The 23,448-nt window shown below is 61.8% G+C and carries 13 protein-coding genes and 1 pseudogene; 6 read left to right on the forward strand and 8 right to left on the reverse strand.

Annotated features, from left to right (window positions below):
* Window positions 1-180: 180 nt before the first annotated feature.
* From queF to ACQKEN_RS15140, 5 genes are all read right to left on the reverse strand, one after another.
* Window positions 181-1,011: an NADPH-dependent 7-cyano-7-deazaguanine reductase QueF gene (gene queF, locus ACQKEN_RS15120; protein ID WP_427686619.1), complete on the reverse strand. Its 831-nt coding sequence runs from the start codon at window positions 1,009-1,011 to the stop codon at window positions 181-183.
* 81 nt (window positions 1,012-1,092) lie between these two features.
* Complete coding sequence (locus ACQKEN_RS15125) at window positions 1,093-1,641, reverse strand: cupredoxin domain-containing protein (protein WP_427686621.1); 549 nt, start codon at window positions 1,639-1,641, stop codon at window positions 1,093-1,095.
* 9 nt (window positions 1,642-1,650) lie between these two features.
* Window positions 1,651-2,895 (reverse strand): lipoprotein-releasing ABC transporter permease subunit, encoded by a 1,245-nt coding sequence (locus ACQKEN_RS15130; protein ID WP_427686623.1) that lies wholly within the window; start codon window positions 2,893-2,895, stop codon window positions 1,651-1,653.
* Window positions 2,896-2,963: 68 nt separating this feature from the next.
* A complete protein-coding gene (gene lolD / locus ACQKEN_RS15135) occupies window positions 2,964-3,647 on the reverse strand; it encodes a lipoprotein-releasing ABC transporter ATP-binding protein LolD (RefSeq protein WP_166650625.1) in 684 nt (227 codons plus the stop codon).
* A gap of 7 nt (window positions 3,648-3,654) precedes the next feature.
* A complete protein-coding gene (locus ACQKEN_RS15140) occupies window positions 3,655-4,905 on the reverse strand; it encodes a lipoprotein-releasing ABC transporter permease subunit (RefSeq protein WP_108119677.1) in 1,251 nt (416 codons plus the stop codon).
* 148 nt (window positions 4,906-5,053) lie between these two features.
* Between ACQKEN_RS15140 and ACQKEN_RS15145 the strand changes: the two genes are divergently transcribed.
* Window positions 5,054-5,647 (forward strand): PilZ domain-containing protein, encoded by a 594-nt coding sequence (locus ACQKEN_RS15145; RefSeq protein ID WP_427686626.1) that lies wholly within the window; start codon window positions 5,054-5,056, stop codon window positions 5,645-5,647.
* A 45-nt stretch (window positions 5,648-5,692) separates the two neighbouring features.
* Window positions 5,693-6,415, forward strand: a complete 723-nt coding sequence (locus ACQKEN_RS15150) for a glycerophosphodiester phosphodiesterase (protein WP_133776925.1) — start codon at window positions 5,693-5,695, stop codon at window positions 6,413-6,415.
* A 42-nt stretch (window positions 6,416-6,457) separates the two neighbouring features.
* On the opposite strand, the gene sthA is transcribed toward ACQKEN_RS15150, so the two are convergent.
* Together sthA and ACQKEN_RS15160 are read right to left on the reverse strand one after the other, a co-directional pair.
* Window positions 6,458-7,852 (reverse strand): Si-specific NAD(P)(+) transhydrogenase, encoded by a 1,395-nt coding sequence (gene sthA, locus ACQKEN_RS15155; RefSeq protein ID WP_427686628.1) that lies wholly within the window; start codon window positions 7,850-7,852, stop codon window positions 6,458-6,460.
* Between the two features lie 287 nt (window positions 7,853-8,139).
* Window positions 8,140-12,696, reverse strand: a complete 4,557-nt coding sequence (locus ACQKEN_RS15160; RefSeq protein ID WP_427686630.1) for a dermonecrotic toxin domain-containing protein — start codon at window positions 12,694-12,696, stop codon at window positions 8,140-8,142.
* A gap of 298 nt (window positions 12,697-12,994) precedes the next feature.
* Here ACQKEN_RS15160 and ACQKEN_RS15165 point away from each other — a divergent pair, with 298 nt between their 5' ends.
* The gene (locus ACQKEN_RS15165) at window positions 12,995-14,287 is read left to right on the forward strand and encodes an MFS transporter (RefSeq protein WP_427686632.1); all 1,293 of its coding nucleotides are present in this window, start codon (window positions 12,995-12,997) and stop codon (window positions 14,285-14,287) included.
* 589 nt (window positions 14,288-14,876) lie between these two features.
* Here the strand turns inward: ACQKEN_RS15165 and ACQKEN_RS15170 are convergent.
* Window positions 14,877-16,340, reverse strand: coding sequence for a glyceraldehyde-3-phosphate dehydrogenase (locus ACQKEN_RS15170; RefSeq protein ID WP_065989594.1), 1,464 nt, complete (start codon window positions 16,338-16,340; stop codon window positions 14,877-14,879).
* A gap of 169 nt (window positions 16,341-16,509) precedes the next feature.
* Here ACQKEN_RS15170 and mfd point away from each other — a divergent pair, with 169 nt between their 5' ends.
* The 3 genes and pseudogenes from mfd to ACQKEN_RS15185 form a co-directional block, all read left to right on the forward strand.
* A complete protein-coding gene (mfd, locus tag ACQKEN_RS15175; RefSeq protein WP_108119675.1) occupies window positions 16,510-19,974 on the forward strand; it encodes a transcription-repair coupling factor in 3,465 nt (1,154 codons plus the stop codon).
* 9 nt (window positions 19,975-19,983) lie between these two features.
* A complete protein-coding gene (locus ACQKEN_RS15180; RefSeq protein ID WP_427686635.1) occupies window positions 19,984-20,520 on the forward strand; it encodes a peptidoglycan binding protein CsiV in 537 nt (178 codons plus the stop codon).
* Between the two features lie 589 nt (window positions 20,521-21,109).
* Window positions 21,110-23,242: pseudogene (locus ACQKEN_RS15185) on the forward strand (DEAD/DEAH box helicase); the annotation flags it as partial.
* Window positions 23,243-23,448 lie beyond the last annotated feature (206 nt).

Below are 23,448 nucleotides of genomic sequence, written 5' to 3' on the forward strand. Positions count from 1 at the left end.
TGCGGGTTCGCCAGCAAGCCGGCTCCTACGGATTTTGTGTGCGCCGATGATTGCCTGCGTTGCCGAGATACCTGTAGGAGCGCGCTTGCCCGCGAATGCGGTGTGTCAGCCGACAATCTCCGTTTCAGACCCACCGCGCTCGCCAGCAAGCCGGCTCCTACAAACGGGGGCGGCAATGCTTCACTGCCTCGCGAGACGCCCGTTCTCCAGCGTCAGCGTTTCCGTGCTGCGGTACGGATTGATGTCCAGTCCGCCGCGGCGCACGTAACGCGCATACACCGTCAGTTTCTCAGGCTTCAGCAAGCGCTGCAGGTCCATGAAGATGCGTTCCACACACTGTTCGTGGAAATCCGAATGCTGGCGAAAGCTGACGATGTAGGCCAGAAAACTGGCGTGATCCAGCGCCGCGCCACGGTACTCCACCGCGACGCTGCCCCAGTCCGGCTGGCTCGTCACCGGGCAGTTGGATTTGAGCAGATGGCTGTGCAGCGCGTCGTCCACCACACGCGATTCATCGCAGCGCAGCAGTTCGGGTTGAGGGCGGTCGTAGCTTGAAATGCTCACATCGAGGTCATCGACGCACACGCCCGGCACCGCGACAATTCCCTCGGCCTCGATGTCCTTCAGACTGCGAATGCGGACTCCAACCGGTTTGCCTGCAGCGGCTGACAGGTCTTTCTCCAGTGTGGCGATCAGCTCGGCTTCAGACACAAACGCGGTCTGATTGAGCGAGTTCAGGTAGAGCTTGAACGATTTGGATTCGATGATATTGGCCGAGTCCGCCGGAATGCTGAACTCACCGATGGCCACCACCGGCTTGCCCGACGGCAGCAGCCAGGACAACTCGTAGCAATTCCAGAAGTCGACACCCTGATAAGGCAGCGTCTCGGCGGTCAGTCCCAGTTCCGCCCACTTGGCAGCGCGTGGAATCGGGAACAGCAGAGACGGCGTGTACGTGGCGATGTATTCGCTGGACTTGCCCAGCGGCGAGTGTTCGGCTGCGGGATGCATGGCGGGACCTGAACCTGAAAAAAGCGGCTGTTAAAAACCAAGGCCGCGAAGTTTATCGGGTTCGGCCCCGGTTTTCAGCGTTTACCGACTGATCGCCACCTTGCCGACCATGCCCGCCTGATAATGCCCGGGAAGATTGCAGGCGAACTCCAGGCCCGTGGCGTCGGTAAACGTCCAGGTCAGTTCGGCGGTTTTACCCGGTTCGACCAGCACGCTGTTGGGATCGTCATGTTTCATGCCCCCGGCGCCTTGCTCCGAGGCCTGCTCCCCGCCGTGGGCCATGCCGTGGGCCATGCCGGCCATATCGTGCTTCATTCCGGTCGGGGTGAGCATGCCGCTGGCGGTCATTTTCAGCATTTCCTGCTGGTGCGCCGCGTGCATGGCCGCGTCACCCAGGTTGAACTCATGCAGCAGCCGGCCCTTGTTGACCAGCACAAATCGTACGCTCTCGCCCTTTTTCACGTCCAGGGATTTGGGCTCGAAGTAGATATCGCCCAGGGTCACTTCAACCGTACGGGTTGCCTGGGCAGCATCGGCCGGGTGACCGAACGCGAAATGCTCGCCGGGTGACGCCTGCGCCGAGAGGCTCGCAGCCAGCAGCAGGGCACCAGCGAAATGACGGGGCGACATCGGCCTCTCCTACTCGTAGCGCAAGGCGTGGGCCGGCTGGATCTGCGCGGCGCGGTAGGCCGGGTAGATCGTTGCCAGAAAGCTTAGGATAAACCCGGCACTGCAGATCAGCGCCACATCGCTGCCTTCGAGCTGCGACGGGAGATTGCTGATGAAGTACACGTCCGAGGTGAAGATGTGCTGGCCTGTCACGCGCTCGACCCAGCCGACGATCTGACTGACGTTGATCGCCGCGATCACACCCAGCACGCCGCCGATCACGGTGCCGACGATGCCGATGACGGTGCCCTGCACCATGAAGATGGCCATGATCTGGCCAGGGGTGGCACCGATGGTGCGCAGGATCGCGATGTCGGCGCCCTTGTCATTCACCACCATGATCAGCGTGGCGATGATGTTGAAGGCCGCCACGGCAACGATCATCAGCAACAGCAGACCGATCATGGTCTTTTCCATTTTCATGGCGCTGAACAGGCTGCCCTGGCTGTGGGTCCAGTCATCCGCCTTGTAGTCCGCACCGAGTCCGGCGGCGATGGCCGTGGACACTTGCGGGGCGGCGTACAGATCGGTCAGCGCCAGGCGCACGCCCTGCACCTGATTGGGTTGCCAGCGCTGGATAACCGCGGCATCCGCGACATTGACCAGCGCCATGGACCCGTCCAGTTCAGCGCCCACCTTGAACACGCCCACCACCGTCAAACGTTGCAGGCGCGGGGTGATGCCACCCGGTGCGCTGCTGATCTCCGGAACAATCAGGGTCAGCTTGTCGCCGACGTTCAGGCGAAAGCGCCGGGCCGTGATTTCGCCGATCACCACACCAAACTCGCCCGGCTTCAAGTCCTGCAGCCGGCCCTGCACGATGTGCTGGGTGACGATGGAGACTTTGGATTCCAGCGCCGGATCGACGCCGTTGATCTGAATCGGCTGCATCGAGCCCTTGTAGGACAGCATGCCGTCCATTTCAGTGAATGGCACGGCAGCCGTCACCTGTGGGTCTTTGAGCGATGCCTTGGCCGCCGGCTGCCAGTCGTCCAGGGGCTTCACCCCGGAGATCACCGCGTGGGGGACCATGCCGAGGATCCGCGAACTCATTTCCTTCTGGAAACCGTTCATCACGGACAGCACCACGATCATCGCCAGCACGCCCAGCGCCAGCCCGATCATCGAGGTCATGGAAATGAACGAGATGAAGTGGTTGCGACGCTTGGCCCGCGTGTAGCGCGTACCGATAAAGATGGATAACGGTCTGAACATTCGTGGAGCACCGTAACTAAGCAGCTAAAAGTAAAAAGCCGATGCCCGAAAGGCATCGGTTGTACAGGTCAGGCTTCGACCAGACGGCCTTCTTCGAGACGCCACACGCGGTCCATCTGCCGGGCCAGCGCCATGTCGTGGGTCACCACCAGAAACGCGGTGCGCGACGACGTGCTGAGTTCCAGCATCAGGTCCTGAATGCCTTGTGCGGTATGCGAATCGAGGTTACCGGTGGGCTCGTCGAGCATCACCAGACCCGGCTGGTTCACCAGCGCGCGGGCGATCGCCACCCGTTGACGTTCGCCGCCCGACAACTCCGACGGCTTGTGCGCCAGTCGATGCTTGAGCCCTACCCGCTCCAGCAGCGCGGTTGCACGCTGACGCGCTTCCGGAATCGGTGTCTTGCCGATCAGCAGCGGCATGCAGACGTTTTCCAGCGCCGTGAACTCGGCCAGCAAGTGGTGGAACTGGTAGACGAAACCAAGGGCACGATTGCGCAGCAGGCCGCGGGCTTTCTCGTTCAGCGCCGAAAGCTCTTCGCCCGCCAGCCAGACACTGCCTTCGGTGGGCGTGTCGAGGCCGCCGAGCAGGTTGAGCAAGGTACTTTTGCCCGACCCCGAACTGCCGACGATCGCCACGCGTTCGCCCGGGTGCAATTCCAGTTGCAGCCCCGACAGGACGACCACGGATTCCGGACCTTCCTCGTAGGATTTGCCCAGGTTGCGGCAGCTCAGTACAGCTTTATCACTCATGCCCGACTCACTCATAACGTAGCGCCTCCGCCGGCTGGGTGCGCGCAGCACGCCAGGCTGGATACAGGGTGGCGAGGAAACTCAGGACCAGCGCCGCGCCGCATACCAGCAACACGTCCTGGGCCATCAATTGCGAAGGCAGATAGTCGATGAAGTAGACATCCGCATTAAGAAACTTATGGCCGATCAGGCCTTCCAGCGCGGAAATCGCCGAACTGACGTTGAGTGCCGCAAGAATGCCGACACCGGCGCCGATCAGCGTCCCGACCACGCCGATGACGGTGCCCTGGACCATGAAGATCGCCATGATCTGGCCCGGGGTCGCACCCAGCGTGCGCAGAATGGCGATGTCACCGCGCTTGTCGTTGACCACCATCACCAGCGTGGAAATGATGTTGAACGCCGCGACCGCCACGATCAGCAAAAGCAGCAGGCCGATGATGGATTTCTCCATGCCGATCGCCTGGTACAAGTTGCCATGGGTGCGCGTCCAGTCGCGGGAGTAATACTGATGCTCGCCGAGGTTCTGGGCGATTTCGTACGCCGTGCGCGGCGCCTTGAAGAGATCGGTGAACTTCAGGCGCAGGCCCTGAACCTGATCCGGCTTCCAGCGGTGCAGCCGCGCCAGATCCTGCAGATTGGTGACGCCCAGGTAGCCGTCCAGCTCGCCGGCGCCGACATGAAAGATGCCGACCACGGTAAAGCGCTTCATGCGCGGGAACATGCCGGCCGGGGTCACGGTAACTTCGGGGGACACGAAAGTGACTTTGTCACCCATGCCGACACCGAGCTTGGTCGCGGCCTTGTCGCCGATCACCACGCCGAAGCCGCCCGCGACCAGATCGTCGAGACTGCCCTGCTTCATGAAGCCGTCGATGATCGACACCTTGCGTTCCTGGGCCGGGTCGATGGCGTTGAGCAGAATCTTCTGCACATTGCCGTTGTTGGTCAGCAGGCCTTGCATCTGGGTGAACGGCGCAACGGCTTCCACCTGTTTGTTCTGTTTGACGCGGGCGGCCAGGGCCTGCCAGTCATTGATCGGCTCGCCGGACTCGATGGTGGCGTGGGGCACCATGCCCAGTACGCGGGTGCGCATCTCATGGTCGAAGCCGTTCATGACCGAGAGCACGACGATCATCACGACCACGCCCAGGGCGAGGCCGATCATCGACGTCAGGGAAATGAAGGAGACAAAATGATTACGGCGCTTTGCACGGGTGTAGCGCGTGCCGATGAATACAAAAAGAGGTCTGAACATTTAGGGGCTTGTTCGGAGGAATGGGAACGTCCTTGTGGCGGGCCTGGGCTGGCGGCTTTACACTCGAATCACCGCCAAATCATGCTTGAAAAGCTGAGCTATGATTTTGAGCAATCACTCTGACAACCGCCGCTACCATGGGTTCGCCATGCCGACACTAGATGAAGAAGAACGCCGCGAATACTACCGTATCGAGGACAGCGTCGCACTGGAAATTAACCGCATCGCCGGCCCCGGAACGGGAGATGAACCTGGCCATCACGACACGTCCACACTCTTCGATCTGCTGAGCGAACTGCACGTCGCCGAGTTCGAATCCCAGCACCTGCTGCGCCAACTGGACGATCGTGACCGCACCACCAACAGCTTTCTTCGGGCCATGAGCAAACGCATCGACCTGCTCGGCCAAGTGGTTGCGCATACGGCACTGGGCAAGCTGGGCGCCCCGCAGCGCGTGATCATGTCCGAAGGCGGCCTGCAATTCGAGACCCCTCAACCCTACCCGTCCGGCACTCTGCTGTCGGTGAAAATGGTGCTCATGCCCCAGGCTTCAGGGATGATGCTGCGCGCCCGGGTGACACATTGCGATACGTTGGCCATCGGCGACTTTGACGTCGGCATCGAGTGGATTGACCTCACCGATGCCCAGCGGCAGCTGCTCGCTCGACACATCCTGCAACGACAAGCCGCGCAACGACGCCTGGCCCGTGAGCAGAACGACCCCGATGTAAAGCCCAACTGATTCCAGCGCGACTTATTCCAGCTCTACGCCTACCAAGGAGTGATTGTGACCATTATTTACGGCCACCGCGGCGCCAAGGGCGAAGCACCGGAAAACACCCTGACCAGCTTTCAGGAATGCCTCAAACACGGCGTCAAGCGCTGCGAACTGGACCTGCATCTGTCCCGCGACGGCGAATTGATGGTCATCCACGACCCGACGCTCAAGCGCACCACGGACCGGCGCGGCAAGGTCGTCGAACACGATGCTGCCGATCTGGTCACCTACGACGCGCGCAAGGGCGGCCCCGGCTGGGTGCAGCCCTGCCCCATTCCGCGCCTGGAAGAGCTGTTCGAGAAATGCCCCTTCGATCACTGGCAGCTGGAAGTCAAAAGCGCGTCACGCACCCGCGCGGCGACGACCGTGCTGGCCATCCGCGAAATGGCTCAGCGCCACGGGTTGCTGGATAAGGTGACGATCACGTCGAGTTCCCGGGAGGTGCTGCGTGCGGCGTTGGAACTGACGCCGGACATTTCACGCGGGTTGGTGGCGGAATACGCCTGGCTTGATCCACTGAAAGTGGCGCAGGGGTATGGCTGCGAGATACTCGCGCTGAACTGGACGCTGTGCACGCCAGAGCGCCTGAAGAAAGCCCAGAATCAGGGCCTGCATGTGTCGGTGTGGACAGTCAACGAGCCCGCGCTCATGCGCAGACTCGCCGACTTCGGCGTTGACAGCCTGATTACAGACTTTCCCGGTTTGGCCAGCGCCACCCTTGGGAAGTACTGAAATCGGTCTCCCCGGCCGGCTCAGGCCACCGGCCGGAGCCGCTCAAAAAAGCCGGTTGAGGCCGTCGTAGGCGGCTACCCGATAGGCCTCGGCCATGGTCGGGTAGTTGAACGTGGTGTTGACGAAGTACTTGATGCTGTTCGCCTCACCCGGCTGGTTCATGATCGCCTGGCCGATGTGCACGATCTCCGATGCCTGGTCGCCGAAGCAGTGCACGCCAAGGATCTGCAGGGTTTCCCGGTGAAACAGGATTTTCAGCATGCCCACCGGCTCGTTGGAAATCTGCGCGCGGGCCATGCTCTTGAAAAACGCCTTGCCTACTTCGTACGGCACTTTGGCCACGGTCAGGTCATGCTCGTTCTGACCGATGGAGCTGATCTCGGGAATGGTGTAAATCCCGGTCGGCACGTCGTTGACGAACCGCCACGCGCCGTTGTCCACCGCGCTGCCCGACGCCGAACGACCCTGGTCATACGCTGCGCTGGCCAGACTCGGCCAGCCGATCACGTCGCCTGCGCCATAAATGTTCGGCTGGCTGGTACGGTAGGCTTCGTCGACATCGATCTGCCCGCGCCCGTTGGCCTTGATGCCAACGTTCTCCAGACCCAGCTTGTCGGTGTTGCCGGTACGGCCGTTACACCACAGCAAGGCGTCGGCCTTGACCTTCTTGCCGGACTTGAGGTGCAGGATCACACCGTTGTCCAGCCCTTCCACGCGCTCGTATTCCTCGTTGTGGCGAACCATCACGTTGTTGTTGCTGAAGTGATAGCTCAGGCCCTGGGAGATTTCCGAGTCGAGGAAGCTCAGCAACTGGTCACGGTTGTCGATCAGTTCGATCTCGACGCCCAGGCCGCTGAAAATCGATGCGTATTCGCAGCCGATAACGCCTGCGCCGTAGATGATCAGTTTGCGCGGTGTGTGGCCCAGGCTGAGGATGGTGTCGCTGTCGTAGATACGCTTGTGGGAAAAGTCGATATCGGCCGGGCGATAAGGCCGCGAGCCGGTGGCGATGATGATCTGGTTGGCAACCAGTTTCTCGACGACGCCGGTGTTGCAGACCACGTCGATGCTGCGCTCGTCGGCGAAGCTGCCAGTGCCGAAGAACACGTCGACACGGTTGCGCGCGTAGTAACCGGTGCGCGACGCCACTTGCTTGTTGATGACCTTCTCGGCGTTCTTCAGCACGTCCGGGAACGAGAACCAGCGTGGCTCGCCAATGGCGCGGAACATCGGATTGGTGTTGAACTGGATGATCTGTTTGACCGAGTGACGCAGGGCCTTCGACGGGATCGTGCCCAGGTGCGTGCAGTTGCCACCGACCTGCCGACGGCTGTCGACCATTGCCACCTTACGCCCGGCCTTGGCAGCGTTCATCGCCGCGCCTTCACCCGCCGGGCCCGAACCCAGCACTACCACGTCGTAGTTGTAGACAGCCATGCGTACTCCTCAGAACTGGCCGAGACACCACTCTGGTGCCTCTGGCTGAATCATGCCGCTCCGGGCGGCATGAAGGATCGAAACTCGCGGCGCAGTCTAGTCGCACCGAGGGCAAACGACCATTAACCCTTGGTCGTGCCCCCCGGCTGACTGCTCTGCGCTGGCGCAGGTCGAGTGCTGGAAAGCGCACTCGACTGCACAATTGCTGCGGATGATAAATCCCTTGCGTGACGAATCCTAAAAAAATCGCACACTCAGGCACCTGTCTCTACAACGGCCCCAGCCATTCACTCAGCCAGATGCAGGAACAACCGCTGCGCCAGGTCCTTGCCGATAACGCTGCGGTAAATACTCACCACTTCCTTGTTGTCCTTGGCCGCCTTGAGCATCGCCCTGTAACCCAGCAGCCGCTGCTCCGGCAATTTAAGGTGCGCGGCGGTGAAGGCATCCGCCGCCGCGTCCTCGCTGGCGTAGTGAAAATGCGCCCACCACAGCAACTGACCTTCTTTGTCGCGGATGGCATATTCCTGCACGAAGTCGTTGCGGCGAGCACCCGACATGTTTTTCCGCCCGTCATAACGGGCGATGTTCACCTCTCGCTGCCGGTCCAGATAGCTGATGCGACTGGCCGTCGGCGGTTGGCGTTTGATCATCTCGATGCGCAATTGACGGCCTTGTTCACGGAGCCGGGCCTCCCCTGTCCGTAGCTCCGCCAGCACCGCCTCCAGCGCTTGAGCATCGCCCTGCCCCGCGTGGGAATCGTCCCCATAAACCTGTAGCTTCTGCGCAATATCTCGAAGCTTGTCGGCCTTTTGCCCAAGAATATCTTCCATGTCCTCGGGCTCGTTGGCGCGCCTCGATTGGCGTACGGCATTGGCGATGTCCGGTTCGACGCGCTCCAGAAGAGCCTGTGAGCGCCGGATAAGCTCTGCCATCGGCTCAATGCTGTCACGACTGACAGGCTTGGGTCGCTGCGCCTCCAGCTCGACCCATTCGCCTTCGGCGTGCTGGTGATACGCGCCGATGACGCGGTCACCGGTGGCGGCCTTGACTTCGACCACTTCTCCCAGTGCAGGCTCCTCACCCTCGCGCAGACGACCGATCAACGTGCGCTGGCCGCGGGTCTTGATCACACGCTTGCGCGCCTGCTTCACCCTTGGGACATACTCGACCGGCGTGTCTGCGGGCTCCTCGCTCTCGCGAATGAGGTCCGAAAGGCGGTGCTCGGCGCGATCGGAAATGGCGGAAAGATCATCGAAGAAACGCTGGAAATATTCGGTGTTCATGGCCTCCGGCTCGCTTTCAAAGGCCGCCAGCGCAGCCATCGACGCGCGGTCGTACTGACGCAACGAACTTTCCAGTACGCAGATCTGTTCGGCGATCGAATAATCGTGCGGCTTCTCCAGTTCGGCCTGGGAGGTCAGCGCCCCATGCAGGTCGTCGTCGTTGAGCAGGCGCTTGAAGGTGACCGCCTTATGGCCATCAATGACGGTTTCGGGCTTGAAGCACAACTCGAGAGACGACCACATGCGGCTTGCCCGCCAGTCGATCACGGCAAACATGCGGTTGTTATAGAACTCCAGCGCTTCAGTGCGCCAATAGCCTTCACCGACTTTCGGAACAGCCCGCAGCCTTTGCCACAGGCCTTCCCTGACCAGGGACCACTTCACGCCGATTTCCTGCAGCACCAGCGACTTCTCGAACAACGCCAGGTAAAGCCCGACATTTTCGGCGGTAATCAGGTTGGACAACGCACGCATTTGCACGAGGTCTTCTCTGGCCAGGGTCAGCATGTCACTCAACAGCAGACCCTCCAGCAGACAAATGCGCCGCGCAACGCCTTGCAGATCCTTTGCGTAGACCTTGTCGCTGGTGCGGTCGGCCGGCCTGAGTTGCTGGTCGAGTTCGTTCTTGCGGTCAATGATATCGATCACTTCCCGGATGTCGGTCTCCAGTGAAGCGATAACGTCTTGATGCTGGTGGATGGGCAGGCTGTCGAAGCGGTTGTCGTTTTCGACGATCCTGGAGTAAAGCTCAGTCTGGCGCTGGATCAGCTCGGCCTTTTGCGCATTGACGCGCTTGAGCCGGGCAGCGTTTTCCAGGGCCATCTGCCGAACGCTCCGCTTCGGCCCACCGCCCTTGAGGCGCAGGGCCAGGTCCAGGCGCCAGCGCGTGCCGTCCCGAACAAGCCGAGGCCCTGCGCGGTCAACGTGCTGCGGATCGACGATCAGCACCTCGTCTTCGTTGACCCTGACTCGATAAACCGCGTCATCCACCTGCGCGTACCAGACCCCGTCGCCCTCATAGAGACCCAGGGCGCCGGGAGCGCTTGAAGGCTCAGGCAGCCTGGGCTTCGGGAAGAGTTCGAAGGTCCGCAGCGCTGTCCTTTGGCTCATGCTCAGTTTCAGATCGGGTCGCGACCAGGAAAATTCGAGTTGCGTAGCGAGTCTGTCCGGCGGGGTGGATACCCTGTTTGCAATCTCGGGGGCCGTCGTGGGGTGCGCTGCGAGCAGTTCAGCCAGGTTCGGCCGGTCGATCTGCGGTGCTTTACGAGGGCGTGGTGGCACACGACTGCCGATCACGTTGTGCAACAGCAACATCGCCACCGTCAGCAACAGGTTGGAAGTGGAGGCTGCCCCCTCGTGGGCGTCGCTGTCGGCAGACACTTGCGCTTGCGCCTCAACCATCAGCTGCACCAGCCACAGCGCGGTACCGGCTGTCCCGGAAACGAAGGGCATGACCATGTCAAGCGCCAGCCAGCCGCCACGCTTGAGCAGCGTCCAACGGCTCTCGGCATTGGAGGTGGACTGCCTGTCCGCCAGCTCGATCAGCGCCGACGCATTGGCCTGGTAAAGCGCCACCAATGGATCACCGGTCACCTCGTCACCGGTGAGTTGCGCAGGCGCTGGCGTCTCCAGGGGCGCGAACTCCGAGCCTTGCCCGAAACGCACAATATGCGGCTGATCGAATCCGCCATTCGCATACACCTGACGGGCGCGATCGGTCATCCAGGTCAGCACTTCATCACTCAGTTGGCCGGGTTCGACGATGGCGGCATGCAAGGCCGCCATTGAGCTGAATTCGGTCAGCGATTGCCGCGAAAGCGGGCGATAGAGCACCACCGGCCCATTGGTCGGGTCCTGGTCACTGATGACGAACATGTTTGTCACAAGATCAGCCGATGCCCCGCTGCCGGCGCGAAATCCCAGCGGGCGCAGCGTCGTGTCACGCAACGCCATTGGCCGTTGCTCCCGAGGCAGCATGAGCGCGGCGACGAGGCCATACGCGGTGGTGCAGAAATGCGCAGCGCCGCGAATCTTCTGCTCCAATGCCTGGAGCGGCAATTGCACGCGCAGCTGATCGATGTAAAGCGCCTGACGCCGAACCGATTCACGGGAGTCGCTTACCAGAACACGCTCCACCAGCGCAGGGTAATTGCGCCCGATGTCCACCTTGCACACCAGTAATCTGAGGTAGTCGGCAGTGAACCATTCGGGCATTGGCCTGCCGTCCCGATGCAGCACGTGCAACGTACCGGCTGGCTGGCCCGAGAGATTCTCCAGCGCAAATTCGGCGACGCTCATGCGCATCGGTTCGACCGAGCCTGAGGTAATGACTTCACCGCCGTGTGGAATGGCCACGGCGACCACCTGGCTGATCACCACCTCCAGATCGGCGACCGACATGTCAGTGGCCTCTGGATGATCGGCCAGCAGTGCTCGCTGCAGTTGCTGAGCGGCGTAGTCCAGCAGCGGCGGCAAGCCTTCGTTGAAGGTCTTGCCGCCGGACCTCGCCTGGGCGCCGGCCAGCGCAATCATCCGGCGGCTGAAATCCAGGCGATCATTCACACTGGCGTTGCGCAGCCATTGCGGAAGCTTTTCTGTGGTGTGCGAACCGGGAACGAAGGGCAGCAGGACCGTCGAGATGTCCGTGATGGCGATCACGCGATGCTCCAGCCCGGCAAAATCCTGTGCGGTAGCGTGATCCATGCCGGCCAGGTCCCACAGTTGCCGCTCCAGCACAGCTGCGGACAAGGCATCGAATATGTCCTCCCCGGACTCTCGCAGCGTCCAGCTCGCAGGATCAACCGCTGACTCGCCGGCGTTGAAGCTCGACAGGAGATCAGCCTGGGAAGCGTGCCTGGTGATGACGCCCGGCGCCTGCCAGCTGAAAAACACGGGCGACCCGCGCCATATACCGGTCGCCACCAGCACGGGCAGTGCGACCTCCTGCAGTGATTCATCAGCTCGATGATGGAGGATGCACGCAAGAATGACGTCATCCGGCCAGGTTTGGTCAATTTGCAGCATGAAATCGCGCTGAGTCTTGTCGGCAAAACCTGCAATGGCGCGGAGAAATTTGCGCTCGTCTTCTTTCAGGGTCTGACTATTCGCCACAGCGTTGGAAAAGTGCTGGCTGAGGGCGTCGGACAGCCGCGCCCACGGGCTTTGCCCGCCTGCCACTGGCGCTCCCCAAAAGGCGACCAGCGCCTGTTGAAACGCCTCGGCCAGCCCCAGCGCGACGGTGTCCGCCAGAATGTTCAGCGTGTCGAAATCGACTGGCGTGGTCGGCGCATCCGGGATCTCGGGGTGCAGTACAAGCGTGTGGGCTGCCGGCGTCCAGCGCGGGGTCTTGCCCGTCAGGAACGCCTGTTGCACGTTTCTGAGCAGGGTTTCAGCGCGCTGACTCTCGTCAGGTGTTGTGCGGGTGATGACGGCCGTCTGAGGGTCGATGTGAAGGTCCGGGAAGTGCTGCTGCAGCGCGGCGCGCAGTTGAGCGAGGGTTACATCGGCCAACGTTGGACGTCGGGAAAAAACTTCGATCAGGTCGATATTCAGGCTCATATGCCAGTTAACTCGTGCAGTTTGATGACAAACACTCGACGCCCCTTCGGCCATTGAGCGCATTTGCGGCGAGTTAAATCGGGAATCAGCCCATCGGTGGGATACATAGATATTGTTTTTATGCTCGTGCAGCGGGAAGCCCGTGGTCGGTGAGCAGGGGGGTTCTCATTGCCAACTGCCAGCTTTACACATATCGTTACAAATCTGCGGTGCCCAAGGCCAAGCGCGGGCGCCACAGCAGAGGACGCATAAATACAACGGATCCCCCCAGCTAGACAGCTTAAGTGAGTAATTCCAGATGGCCTCGAACACAGGCAAAGGCAAGGCGATATTTCGCGTTGTCAGCGGCAACTTCCTTGAAATGTTTGACTTCATGGTCTACGGCTTCTACGCCACAGCCATCGCCAAAACCTTCTTCCCTGCCGACAGTGAATTCGCATCGTTGATGCTGTCGCTGGCGACATTCGGCGCCGGCTTCCTCATGCGCCCGCTGGGTGCCATCTTCCTCGGCGCCTACATCGACCATCACGGCCGGAAAAAAGGCCTCGTCATTACGCTGGCGATGATGGCCATGGGTACGGTGCTGATTGCCTGCGTGCCGGGCTACGCGACCCTCGGCGTCGCCGCGCCGTTGCTGGTGTTGATTGGCCGACTGCTGCAAGGCTTCTCGGCAGGCGTAGAGCTGGGCGGTGTCTCGGTTTATCTGGCAGAGATCTCCACACCGGGCCGCAAGGGCTTCTTCGTCAGCTGGCAGTCGGCTAGCCAACAGGCCGCGGTGGTTTTCGCAGGCCTGTTGGGCGTTGGCCTGAACCACTGGCTGAGTCCGGAAGACATGGGCCAATGGGGCTGGCGCGTGCCTTTCCTGATCGGCTGCCTGATTGTTCCGGCGATCTTCGTGATCCGCCGTTCGCTGGAAGAAACCCCCGAGTTCGAAGCCCGCGCCCAGCACCACCGCCCAAGCCTGGGCGAAGTGGTCAAGTCGATCGGTCAGAACTTCGGTCTGGTCATCGCCGGCATGGCGCTGGTGGTCATGACCACCGTGTCGTTCTACCTGATCACCGCCTACACCCCGACGTTCGGCAAGAACGAGCTGCACCTGTCCGATCTGGACAGCTTGCTGGTGACCGTCTGCGTCGGGATATCGAACTTCATCTGGCTGCCGGTGATGGGCGCGCTGTCGGACCGGATCGGCCGCAAGCCCCTGCTGCTGGCGGCGACCATTCTGGCCATCATCACGGCGTACCCTGCCCTGTCTTGGCTGACTGCAAACCCGAGCTTCGGCAACCTGCTGATGGTCGAGCTGTGGTTGTCCTTCCTGTACGGTTCGTACAACGGCGCGATGGTGGTTTCCCTGACCGAGATCATGCCGGTCGAAGTGCGCACCACCGGCTTCTCCCTGGCCTACAGCCTGGCGACCGCGACATTCGGCGGTTTCACGCCGGCGGCCTGTACTTACCTGATTCACGTGCTGGACAACAAAGCGGCACCGGGCATCTGGCTGAGCGGCGCTGCGGTGATGGGCCTGATCGCCACGCTGGTGCTGTTCCGCAAGGGTCAGACGCGGATTCAGGGTGTGACGGCCGTGAGCTAATAGCTGCGAGCTTCAAGCGGCAAGCTTCAAGCGGCAAGTAAAAACAAAAACGCCCCGACTGGTTCGGGGCGTTTGGGTTTTGAATGACGATGAATTCCACTGTAGGAGCCGGCTTGCTGGCGAATGTGTTGGGTCAGTGCGTGCAATAGTGGATGACACGCCGCCTTCGCCAGCAAGCCGGCTCCCACAGGTTGAGTTCTCCGGTGTAATAGGCCGCGGCGCCAGCCGCAGAACAATGTAGGAGCGCGCTTGCCCGCGATGGCGGTGGGTCAGTCAAAGTATCCAGCGGCTGACACGCCCCGATCGCGGGCAAGCGCGCTCCTACAGGTGATCGGTGTTGAATCCGGAAGCCGCGTCAGGTCAGGACCTGTAGGAGCCGGGTTGCTGGCGAATGTGTTGGGTCAGTGCGTGCAATAGTGGATGACACGCCGCCTTCGCCAGCAAGCCGGCTCCTACAGGATGACTATGCATGGCCCGACCTTACGCCGAGCACTGACCAACAAAAACGCCCCGAACCAGTCGGGGCGTTTCTTTTTGCTTCGCGGTTCAGCTTGCGGCTTGCGGCTTACCGCTTACCGCTGCTTTCAACCTACTTCGGGAAGGCTGGCGGGTTGACCCCGGTCATTTCTTCCATCACGCGAACCACCTGGCAGCTGTAACCGAATTCGTTGTCGTACCAGACGTACAGCACAACGCGGTTATCCATGGCGATGGTCGCTTCGGCATCCACCACGCCGGCGTAACGCGAGCCAACGAAGTCGGTGGAAACCACTTCCAGGGAGTTCACGAAGTCGATCTGTTTGTGCAGATCGGAATACAGCGCGGTGTGGCGCAGGTACTCGTTCATCTCTTCGCGGGTGGTCGCGGTGCCCAGGTTCAGGTTGAGGATGGCCATCGACACGTTCGGCGTTGGAACGCGGATCGCGTTGCCGGTCAGCTTGCCGGCCAGCTCAGGCAATGCCTTCGCCGCTGCAGTGGCCGCGCCGGTTTCGGTGATTACCATGTTCAGCGCGGCGCTGCGGCCACGGCGATCGCCCTTGTGGAAGTTGTCGATCAGGTTCTGGTCGTTGGTGTACGAGTGAACCGTTTCAACGTGACCGTTGACGATGCCGAACTTGTCGTTGACCGCCTTGAGCACCGGCACGATGGCGTTGGTGGTGCAGGACGCCGCAGAGATGATCTTGTCATCGGCGGTGATCTGCTGGTGGTTGATGCCGTGCACGATGTTCTTCAGCTTGCCTTTGCCCGGCGCGGTCAGGACCACGCGGTCGATGCCCGGGCATTGCAGGTGCTGGCCCAGGCCCTCGGCATCACGCCATACCCCGGTGTTATCGACGAGCAATGCGTCCTTGATGCCGTACTGGGTGTAATCCACCTCGGCCGGGTTCTTGGCGTAGATCACCTGAATCAGGTTGCCGTTGGCGCAGATGGTGTTGTTGGCTTCGTCGATGGTGATGGTGCCGTCGAAAGGCCCGTGGACCGAGTCGCGACGCAGCAGGCTTGCGCGCTTGACCAGGTCGTTTTCAGCGCCCTTGCGGACCACGATGGCGCGCAGACGCAGGCCGTCGCCGCCACCGGTTTTTTCGATCAGGATGCGCGCCAGCAGACGGCCGATGCGACCGAAGCCGTACAGTACGACGTCAGTGCCCTTGCGCTCGCCGGAGTTCTGCTGGCCGATGACTTCGGCCATTTCCTCGCGGATGAATTCTTCAGGGGTGCGGCCATTGGCCTCGGCCTTGTACTTCACCGCCAGCTTGCCCAAGTCCACCGAAGCGGCGCCCAGTTTGAGCTCGCTCATGGCTTTGACGAGGGGGAAAGTCTCGTGTACTGACAACTCGCTGGCGTCGGCCTGGCGGTGACGCGCAAAGCGGTGTGCTTTGAGAATCGCGATGACTGAACGGTTGATCAGGCTGCGGCCATAGATCGAACTCACCACATTATTATTGCGGTAGAGCTGACCGATAAGCGGGATCATCGCCTCGGCGAGGGCTTCACGATCGATCCATTCACCAAGACACTGGTCGGGCTTCTGAGTCACGGGAACCTTCCACATGTAGGGGCTGAAAAAAGGGACTACATTATGCACAGGCCTTTGTTTATGAGCAATCCAGACTTTTCACGACCTGGAGCACTACATAATTCCCGGCGCACAAAACTGACAGCGTCTCTGCGGATTAGTTACACTCCCCGGCTTTGCCGCAACGCCTGGAGCTTTAACTTCCGTGCCCGTTCTGCGCCTTCCGATTCTGCCTGCTGCAGCAGGCAAACAACATTGGGGTAACCTCCCCGGTGCCGCCCTGAGTCTCGCCATCGCCGAGGCTGCCAGCGCCGCGAAACGCTTCACCCTGCTGCTCACCGCAGACAGCCAGAGCGCCGAGCGACTGGAGCAGGAACTGAAGTTTTTCGCCCCTGATCTGCCGGTGTTGCATTTCCCTGATTGGGAAACCCTGCCCTACGATCTGTTCTCGCCCCATCAGGACATCATCTCCCAGCGCATCGCCAGCCTGTATCGGCTGCCGGAGCTGGTGCACGGCGTGCTGGTGGTGCCGATCACCACCGCCCTGCACCGTCTGGCGCCGACCAGCTTCCTGCTCGGCAGCAGCCTGGTCCTGGACGTGGGCCAGAAGCTCGACGTCGACGCCATGCGCACCCGCCTTGAAGCCAGCGGCTATCGCTACGTCGACACGGTGTACGAGCACGGCGAGTTCACCGTCCGTGGCGCGCTGATCGATCTGTTCCCCATGGGCAGCAAACTGCCTTACCGCATCGACCTGTTCGATGACGAGATCGAAACGCTGCGCACCTTCGAGCCGGAAACCCAGCGCTCCATCGACAAGGTCGATTCGGTGCGTCTGTTGCCGGCGAAGGAATTCCCGCTGCAGAAGGAAGCGGTGACGCGCTTCAAGGCGCGCTTCCGCGAACGCTTCGACGTCGACTTCCGCCGCAGCCCGATCTTCCAGGACTTGAACAGCGGCATCACGCCGGCCGGTATCGAGTACTACATTCCGTTGTTCTTCGAGGAAACCTCCACGCTGTTCGACTACCTGCCCCAGGACACCCAGGTGTTCTCGATGCCAGGGATCGAAGCGGCGGCCGAGACCTTCTGGAAGGACGTGCGCAATCGCTACGAAGAGCGCCGTGTCGACCCGGAGCGCCCGCTGCTGCCACCGGCCGAGCTGTTCCTGCCGGTCGACGACTGTTTCGCCCGCCTGAAGAACTGGCCGCGCGTGGTTGCCAGCCAGGACGACGTCGAAAGCGGCGTTGGCCGTGAGCGGTTCCCGGCTCAGGTGCTGCCTGATCTGGCCATCGAATCCAAAGCGAGCCAGCCGCTGGCGGCGCTGTCGAAGTTCCTCGGTGAGTTTCCCGGCCGCGTGCTGTTTACTGCTGAGTCGGCCGGTCGCCGCGAAGTGCTGCTGGAACTGCTCGAACGCCTGAAGCTGCGCCCGAAAACCCTGGACAGCTGGCAAGAGTTCGTCGACAGCAAGGAGCGCCTGGCGATCACCATCGCGCCGCTGGACGAAGGACTGGTGCTGGAAGATCCGGCGTTGGCGCTGGTGGCGGAAAGCCCGCTGTTCGGTCAGCGGGTCATGCAGCGTCGACGCCGCGACAAGCGCGCCGACAGCCACGCCAGCGATGCGGTGATCAAGAACCTGGCCGAGCTGCGTGAAGGCGCGCCGGTCGTGCACATCGACCACGGTGTCGGCCGTTATCTGGGGCTGGCAACGCTCGAAGTTGAAAATCAGGTCGCCGAGTTCCTCATGCTGGCCTACGCCGAGGAAGCCAAGCTGTACGTGCCGGTAGCCAACCTGCACTTGATTGCCCGCTACACCGGCAGTGATGACGAGCTCGCGCCCCTGCACCGTCTGGGCTCCGAAGCCTGGCAGAAAGCCAAGCGCAAGGCTGCCGAACAGGTGCGCGATGTGGCCGCCGAGCTGCTCGACATCTATGCCCGACGCGCGGCCCGCGAAGGGTATGCCTTCGCCGATCCGAAACTGGACTACGACACCTTCAGCGCCGGCTTCCCGTTCGAAGAAACCCCGGACCAGCAGACCACCATCGAAGCCGTGCGCGCCGACATGCTCGCGCCCAAGCCCATGGACCGTCTGGTCTGTGGCGACGTCGGTTTCGGCAAGACCGAAGTGGCCATGCGCGCCGCCTTCATCGCCGTTCATGGCGGTCGCCAAGTGGCGATTCTGGTGCCCACCACCCTCCTCGCCCAGCAGCACTACAACAGTTTCCGCGACCGCTTCGCTGACTGGCCGGTGACGGTTGAAGTGATGAGCCGCTTCAAATCGGCAAAAGAGATCAACGCTGCCGTGGCCGATCTGGCCGAGGGCAAGATCGACATCGTCATCGGCACCCACAAGTTGCTGCAGGACGACGTCAAGATCAAAAACCTGGGGCTGGTGATCATCGACGAAGAGCACCGCTTCGGTGTGCGTCAGAAGGAACAGCTCAAGGCCCTGCGCAGCGAGGTCGACATCCTGACCCTCACCGCGACGCCGATCCCGCGCACCCTGAACATGGCCGTGGCCGGCATGCGCGACCTGTCGATCATCGCCACGCCGCCGGCCCGTCGTCTGTCGGTGCGCACCTTTGTCATGGAGCAGAACAAGCCGACGGTCAAAGAGGCGTTGCTGCGTGAGTTGCTGCGCGGCGGTCAGGTGTACTACCTGCACAATGACGTGAAAACCATCGAGAAATGCGCGGCGGACCTGGCCGAACTGGTGCCGGAAGCGCGCATCGGCATCGGCCACGGGCAAATGCACGAACGCGATCTCGAACAGGTGATGAGCGACTTCTACCACAAGCGCTTCAACGTGCTGATCGCCTCGACCATCATCGAGACCGGCATCGACGTGCCGAGCGCCAACACCATCATCATCGAGCGTGCCGACAAATTCGGTCTGGCCCAGTTGCACCAGTTGCGCGGCCGGGTCGGACGCAGTCACCACCAGGCTTACGCCTACCTGCTGACGCCGCCCCGCAAGCAGATTACCCCCGATGCCGAGAAGCGTCTGGAGGCAATCGCCAACACCCAGGACCTCGGTGCGGGCTTCGTGCTCGCCACCAACGACCTGGAAATCCGGGGCGCCGGCGAACTGCTGGGCGATGGCCAGAGCGGGCAGATTCAGGCGGTGGGTTTCACCCTGTACATGGAAATGCTCGAACGCGCGGTGAAGTCGATCCGCAAGGGCGAGCAGCCCAATCTCGACCAGCCGCTGGGTGGCGGTCCGGAGGTCAATCTGCGGGTGCCGGGACTGATTCCGGAAGCCTATCTGCCGGACGTGCACACGCGCCTGATTCTGTACAAGCGCATCGCCAACGCCGCCGACGAAGAGGGCCTCAAGGACCTGCAGGTCGAGATGATCGACCGCTTCGGCCTGTTGCCCGAGCCCACCAAGAATCTGGTGCGCCTGACCTCGCTCAAGCTGAAGGCCGAGCAACTGGGCATCAAGAAAGTCGACGCCGGGCCCCAGGGTGGACGCATCGAATTCGCGGCGGAGACCCCGGTCGACCCGCTGACGCTGATCAAGCTGATCCAGAGTCAGCCCAAACGCTACAAGTTCGAAGGCGCCACGCTGTTCAAATTCATGGTGCCGATGGAGCGCCCCGAGGAACGCTTCGCCACACTGGAGGCGCTGTTCGAGCGCTTGACGCCACCGCCTTCCAAAAAATCGGCTTAAGGATTCACCATGGGTTTGATCCGCTCCTTCACCCTGCTGCTGGTGCTGTTCGCGCCGGCGGCCTTCGCCGATGGCGCCTATCAGGTGGAACTGATCCTGTTCCGCCAGAACGGCGAGCCGGCGGCGACCAATCAACCCGCGCCGGAAGACTGGGCCGCCGGGGCGCAACCGCTGGGCGCGGACAGCCAGACGCCGACAGCGCTGGACGGTCTGGCGAACAAGCTTGAATCAAGCGATGGCTATAAAGTGCTGCTGCACAAAGCCTGGCAACAGGACCTCAGCGCCACGCCGAGCAAGGTGGCGATCAGTGACGGCCAGGAGCAGTTCGGCCACTTCCCCATCGAGGGCACGGTGAGCCTGGGTCTGGCGCGCTTTACCGACATCGACGCGAACTTCTGGGTCAACCAGCTGGACAGCCACGGCGTACTGGTGACCAGCGAGCGCATGCGTCAGGCGACCCGGGTCAGAAACGGAGAACTCACTTATATGGACAACGGAAGCCTCGCCATGCTGATCAAGGTTTCTCCCGTCCAGCCACCCCGTTGATGCAGGCCTAGACGTGGCGTCCAACCTGGAAAAAGCCCTCGCCCTGCCGTGGGAACCGCTGTTCAAAACCCAGTCGGTTGAGCGCGGTCTGGAGTACGCGCGGCAGAACCGCGTGATGCTTGAACACGTGAGCGGCGATGTCGTGCGCACGGTCTGCCGGGGTTCAAGCCTGGAGAACTACACCCAGACGCTGCTGTTCAAGGACCCGGAGCACACGCGCAACTTCATTGTCGGCAAATGCACCTGCCCGGTCAGAAACAACTGCAAGCACTGTGCGGCGGCGCTGTTCTTTTTGCAGGACCCGGAAAACAGCCCCGGCATTCTCGCCGCAGTCGACGGCGAATCGGTTGCCCGCAGGCCGAAAGTCGTCGAGCAAAAACCCAAGTTGCCCGAGCGCCTGGAAAAGAACATCAAGCCCGAGCCACGGCTGATACTCGCCAGCTTCGAATACAGCGCCTACGAGCCGCGCAACGGCAAGATGCAGCGGCACATCCAGCACCGCGCGGCCCTGGCGTTTCGCTACCGGGAATCCTATGTGTCCGGTGTGCCCGCCCCCGGCCGTGGCGGCGACATCCTCTGGCATCTGCCGGACGAAATATTGCGCACGCGCCGCCATCCGGAGCGTGAAGGCGAGTACCGCAAGCAGCTGCAGGAGCTGGGCTTTCGCATCGCCACCCGGCAGAGCAAGGCGCTGCCGGACAGTGCCGGAGAGATGTTCGAACTGCCCACCGACAAGGCCTGGCTGAGCTTCATTCTCGACGAGTTGCCCCGGCTGCGCGCCGAAGGCTGGCAGATCGAAATGAGCGAAGACTTCGGCTTCGACGTCACGCCGGTGGACGACTGGTACGCGGTGGTTGACGACGAACCGGAGCGGGACTGGTTCGATCTGGAGCTGGGGATCATCGTCAACGGCGAGCGGCTGAGCCTGCTGCCGATCCTGATCAACCTGCTGCGCACGCACCCGGAATTGATGACCGCCAGCGGCATCGCCAAGCGGCGCGACGACGAGCAGTTGCTGGTTCAGCTCAACCATTTCACCCAGCGCGGCGGCGTGCCGATTCAGGTGGCGCTGCCCTATGGACGGCTGAAACCGGTGCTGGCGACCCTCGGCGATTTCTACTGGCGCGAGGACGGCAACAACGCCATTCGCCTGAGCACTGCCGATGCCGCGCGGCTGCGGCAGCTCGACGACCTGCCGCTGGTGTGGCAGGGCGGCGACCGGCTGCGGCAGTTTTCCGAGCGACTGGTGAACATCAAAGATGTGCGCGGTGAGGTGCCGGAAGGCCTGAATGCGACGCTGCGGCCTTATCAGCTGGAGGGCCTGAGCTGGATGCAGGCGCTTCGCGAGCTGGAAGTCGGCGGCGTGCTTGCCGATGACATGGGCCTGGGCAAGACCCTGCAAACCCTGGCGCACCTGCTGCTGGAAAAACAGGCCGGGCGACTGGACCGGCCGGCGCTGGTGGTGATGCCCACTAGCCTGATCCCCAACTGGATGGACGAGGCGAAGCACTTCACGCCGCAACTCAACGTGCTGGCGCTATTCGGCACCCAGCGCCATCAGGACTTCAAGCGTTTGCAGGAGTACGACTTGATCCTGACCACGTACGCGCTGCTGCCCCGCGACGTCGAGGTGCTCAGCCAGCAACTGCTGCATGTGCTGGTGCTCGATGAAGCGCAATACATCAAGAACCCCAACAGCAAAGCGGCCCAGGCGGCGCGGCAGTTGAATGCGCGGCAGCGTCTGTGCCTGAGTGGCACGCCGCTGGAAAACCACCTGGGCGAGCTGTGGTCGCTGTTCCATTTCCTGATGCCCGGCTGGTTGGGGGATGCCAAGCAGTTCAACAGCAATTACCGCACGCCGATCGAGAAGCTGGGCAACGAGCAGCGCCTGGAGCACCTCAACGCGCGGATCAAGCCGTTCCTGCTGCGCCGGACCAAAGAGCAGGTGGCGACCGAATTGCCGCCGAAGACCGAGATCGTGCATTGGGTCGAGCTCAATGACACCCAGCGCGATGTGTACGAGACCATGCGTCTGGCGATGGACAAGAAAGTCCGCGACGAGATCACCCGTAAAGGCGTGGGGCGCAGTCAGATCATCATTCTTGAAGCGTTGCTCAAGCTGCGTCAGGTCTGCTGCGACTTGCGGCTGGTCAACAGTGCGCCGGTCAATCCGCGGCAGTCCAGTTCGGGCAAGCTCGATAGCCTGATGGAGATGCTGGAGGAGTTGTTTGCGGAGAACCGCAAGATTCTGTTGTTCTCGCAGTTCACCTCGATGCTGGAGTTGATCGAGGCGGAGTTGAAGCAACGTGGGATCGCGTATTCGCTGTTGACCGGGAAGACCAGGGATCGGCGGGTGCCGGTGCAGGATTTCCAGAGCGGCAAGCATTCGATTTTTCTGATCAGTCTGAAGGCAGGTGGCACGGGGCTGAATCTGACGGCGGCCGATACGGTGATTCACTATGATCCGTGGTGGAACCCTGCCGCGGAGAATCAGGCGACGGATCGGGCGTATCGGATTGGTCAGGATAAGCCGGTGTTCGTGTACAAGATGATTGCGCGGGGTACGGTGGAGGAGAAGATTCAGCATTTGCAGCAGGAGAAGGCGGCGCTGGCGGCCGGTGTGCTGGATGGGCGCAAGGCCGGGGACTGGAAGTTGCAGGATGAGGATATTGCGGCGTTGTTTGCGCCGTTGCCGGTGGTGGCTAAGAAGCTCAAGCGCTAGGCGGGTGTTTTTAGGATCAAGATCAAGATCCTTAAGATCACAAGCGTCTGCCTGGGGGCAGACTGTTTCGCCTTCGGCGAGTTACTTGGAAAAGCACCCCAAGTAACCAAAGGTGCTTGCTCCTGGTTGGGCTCCTCCTTCGTCGGAGTACCTTCACTCCGGTCTCGCTCCGTGGGCCCGCCGCCATCCGCCATCCATGGCGGGGG

The sequence above is a fragment of the Pseudomonas sp. NPDC078416 genome (genome assembly GCF_050268485.1).
GTDB lineage: Bacteria > Pseudomonadota > Gammaproteobacteria > Pseudomonadales > Pseudomonadaceae > Aquipseudomonas.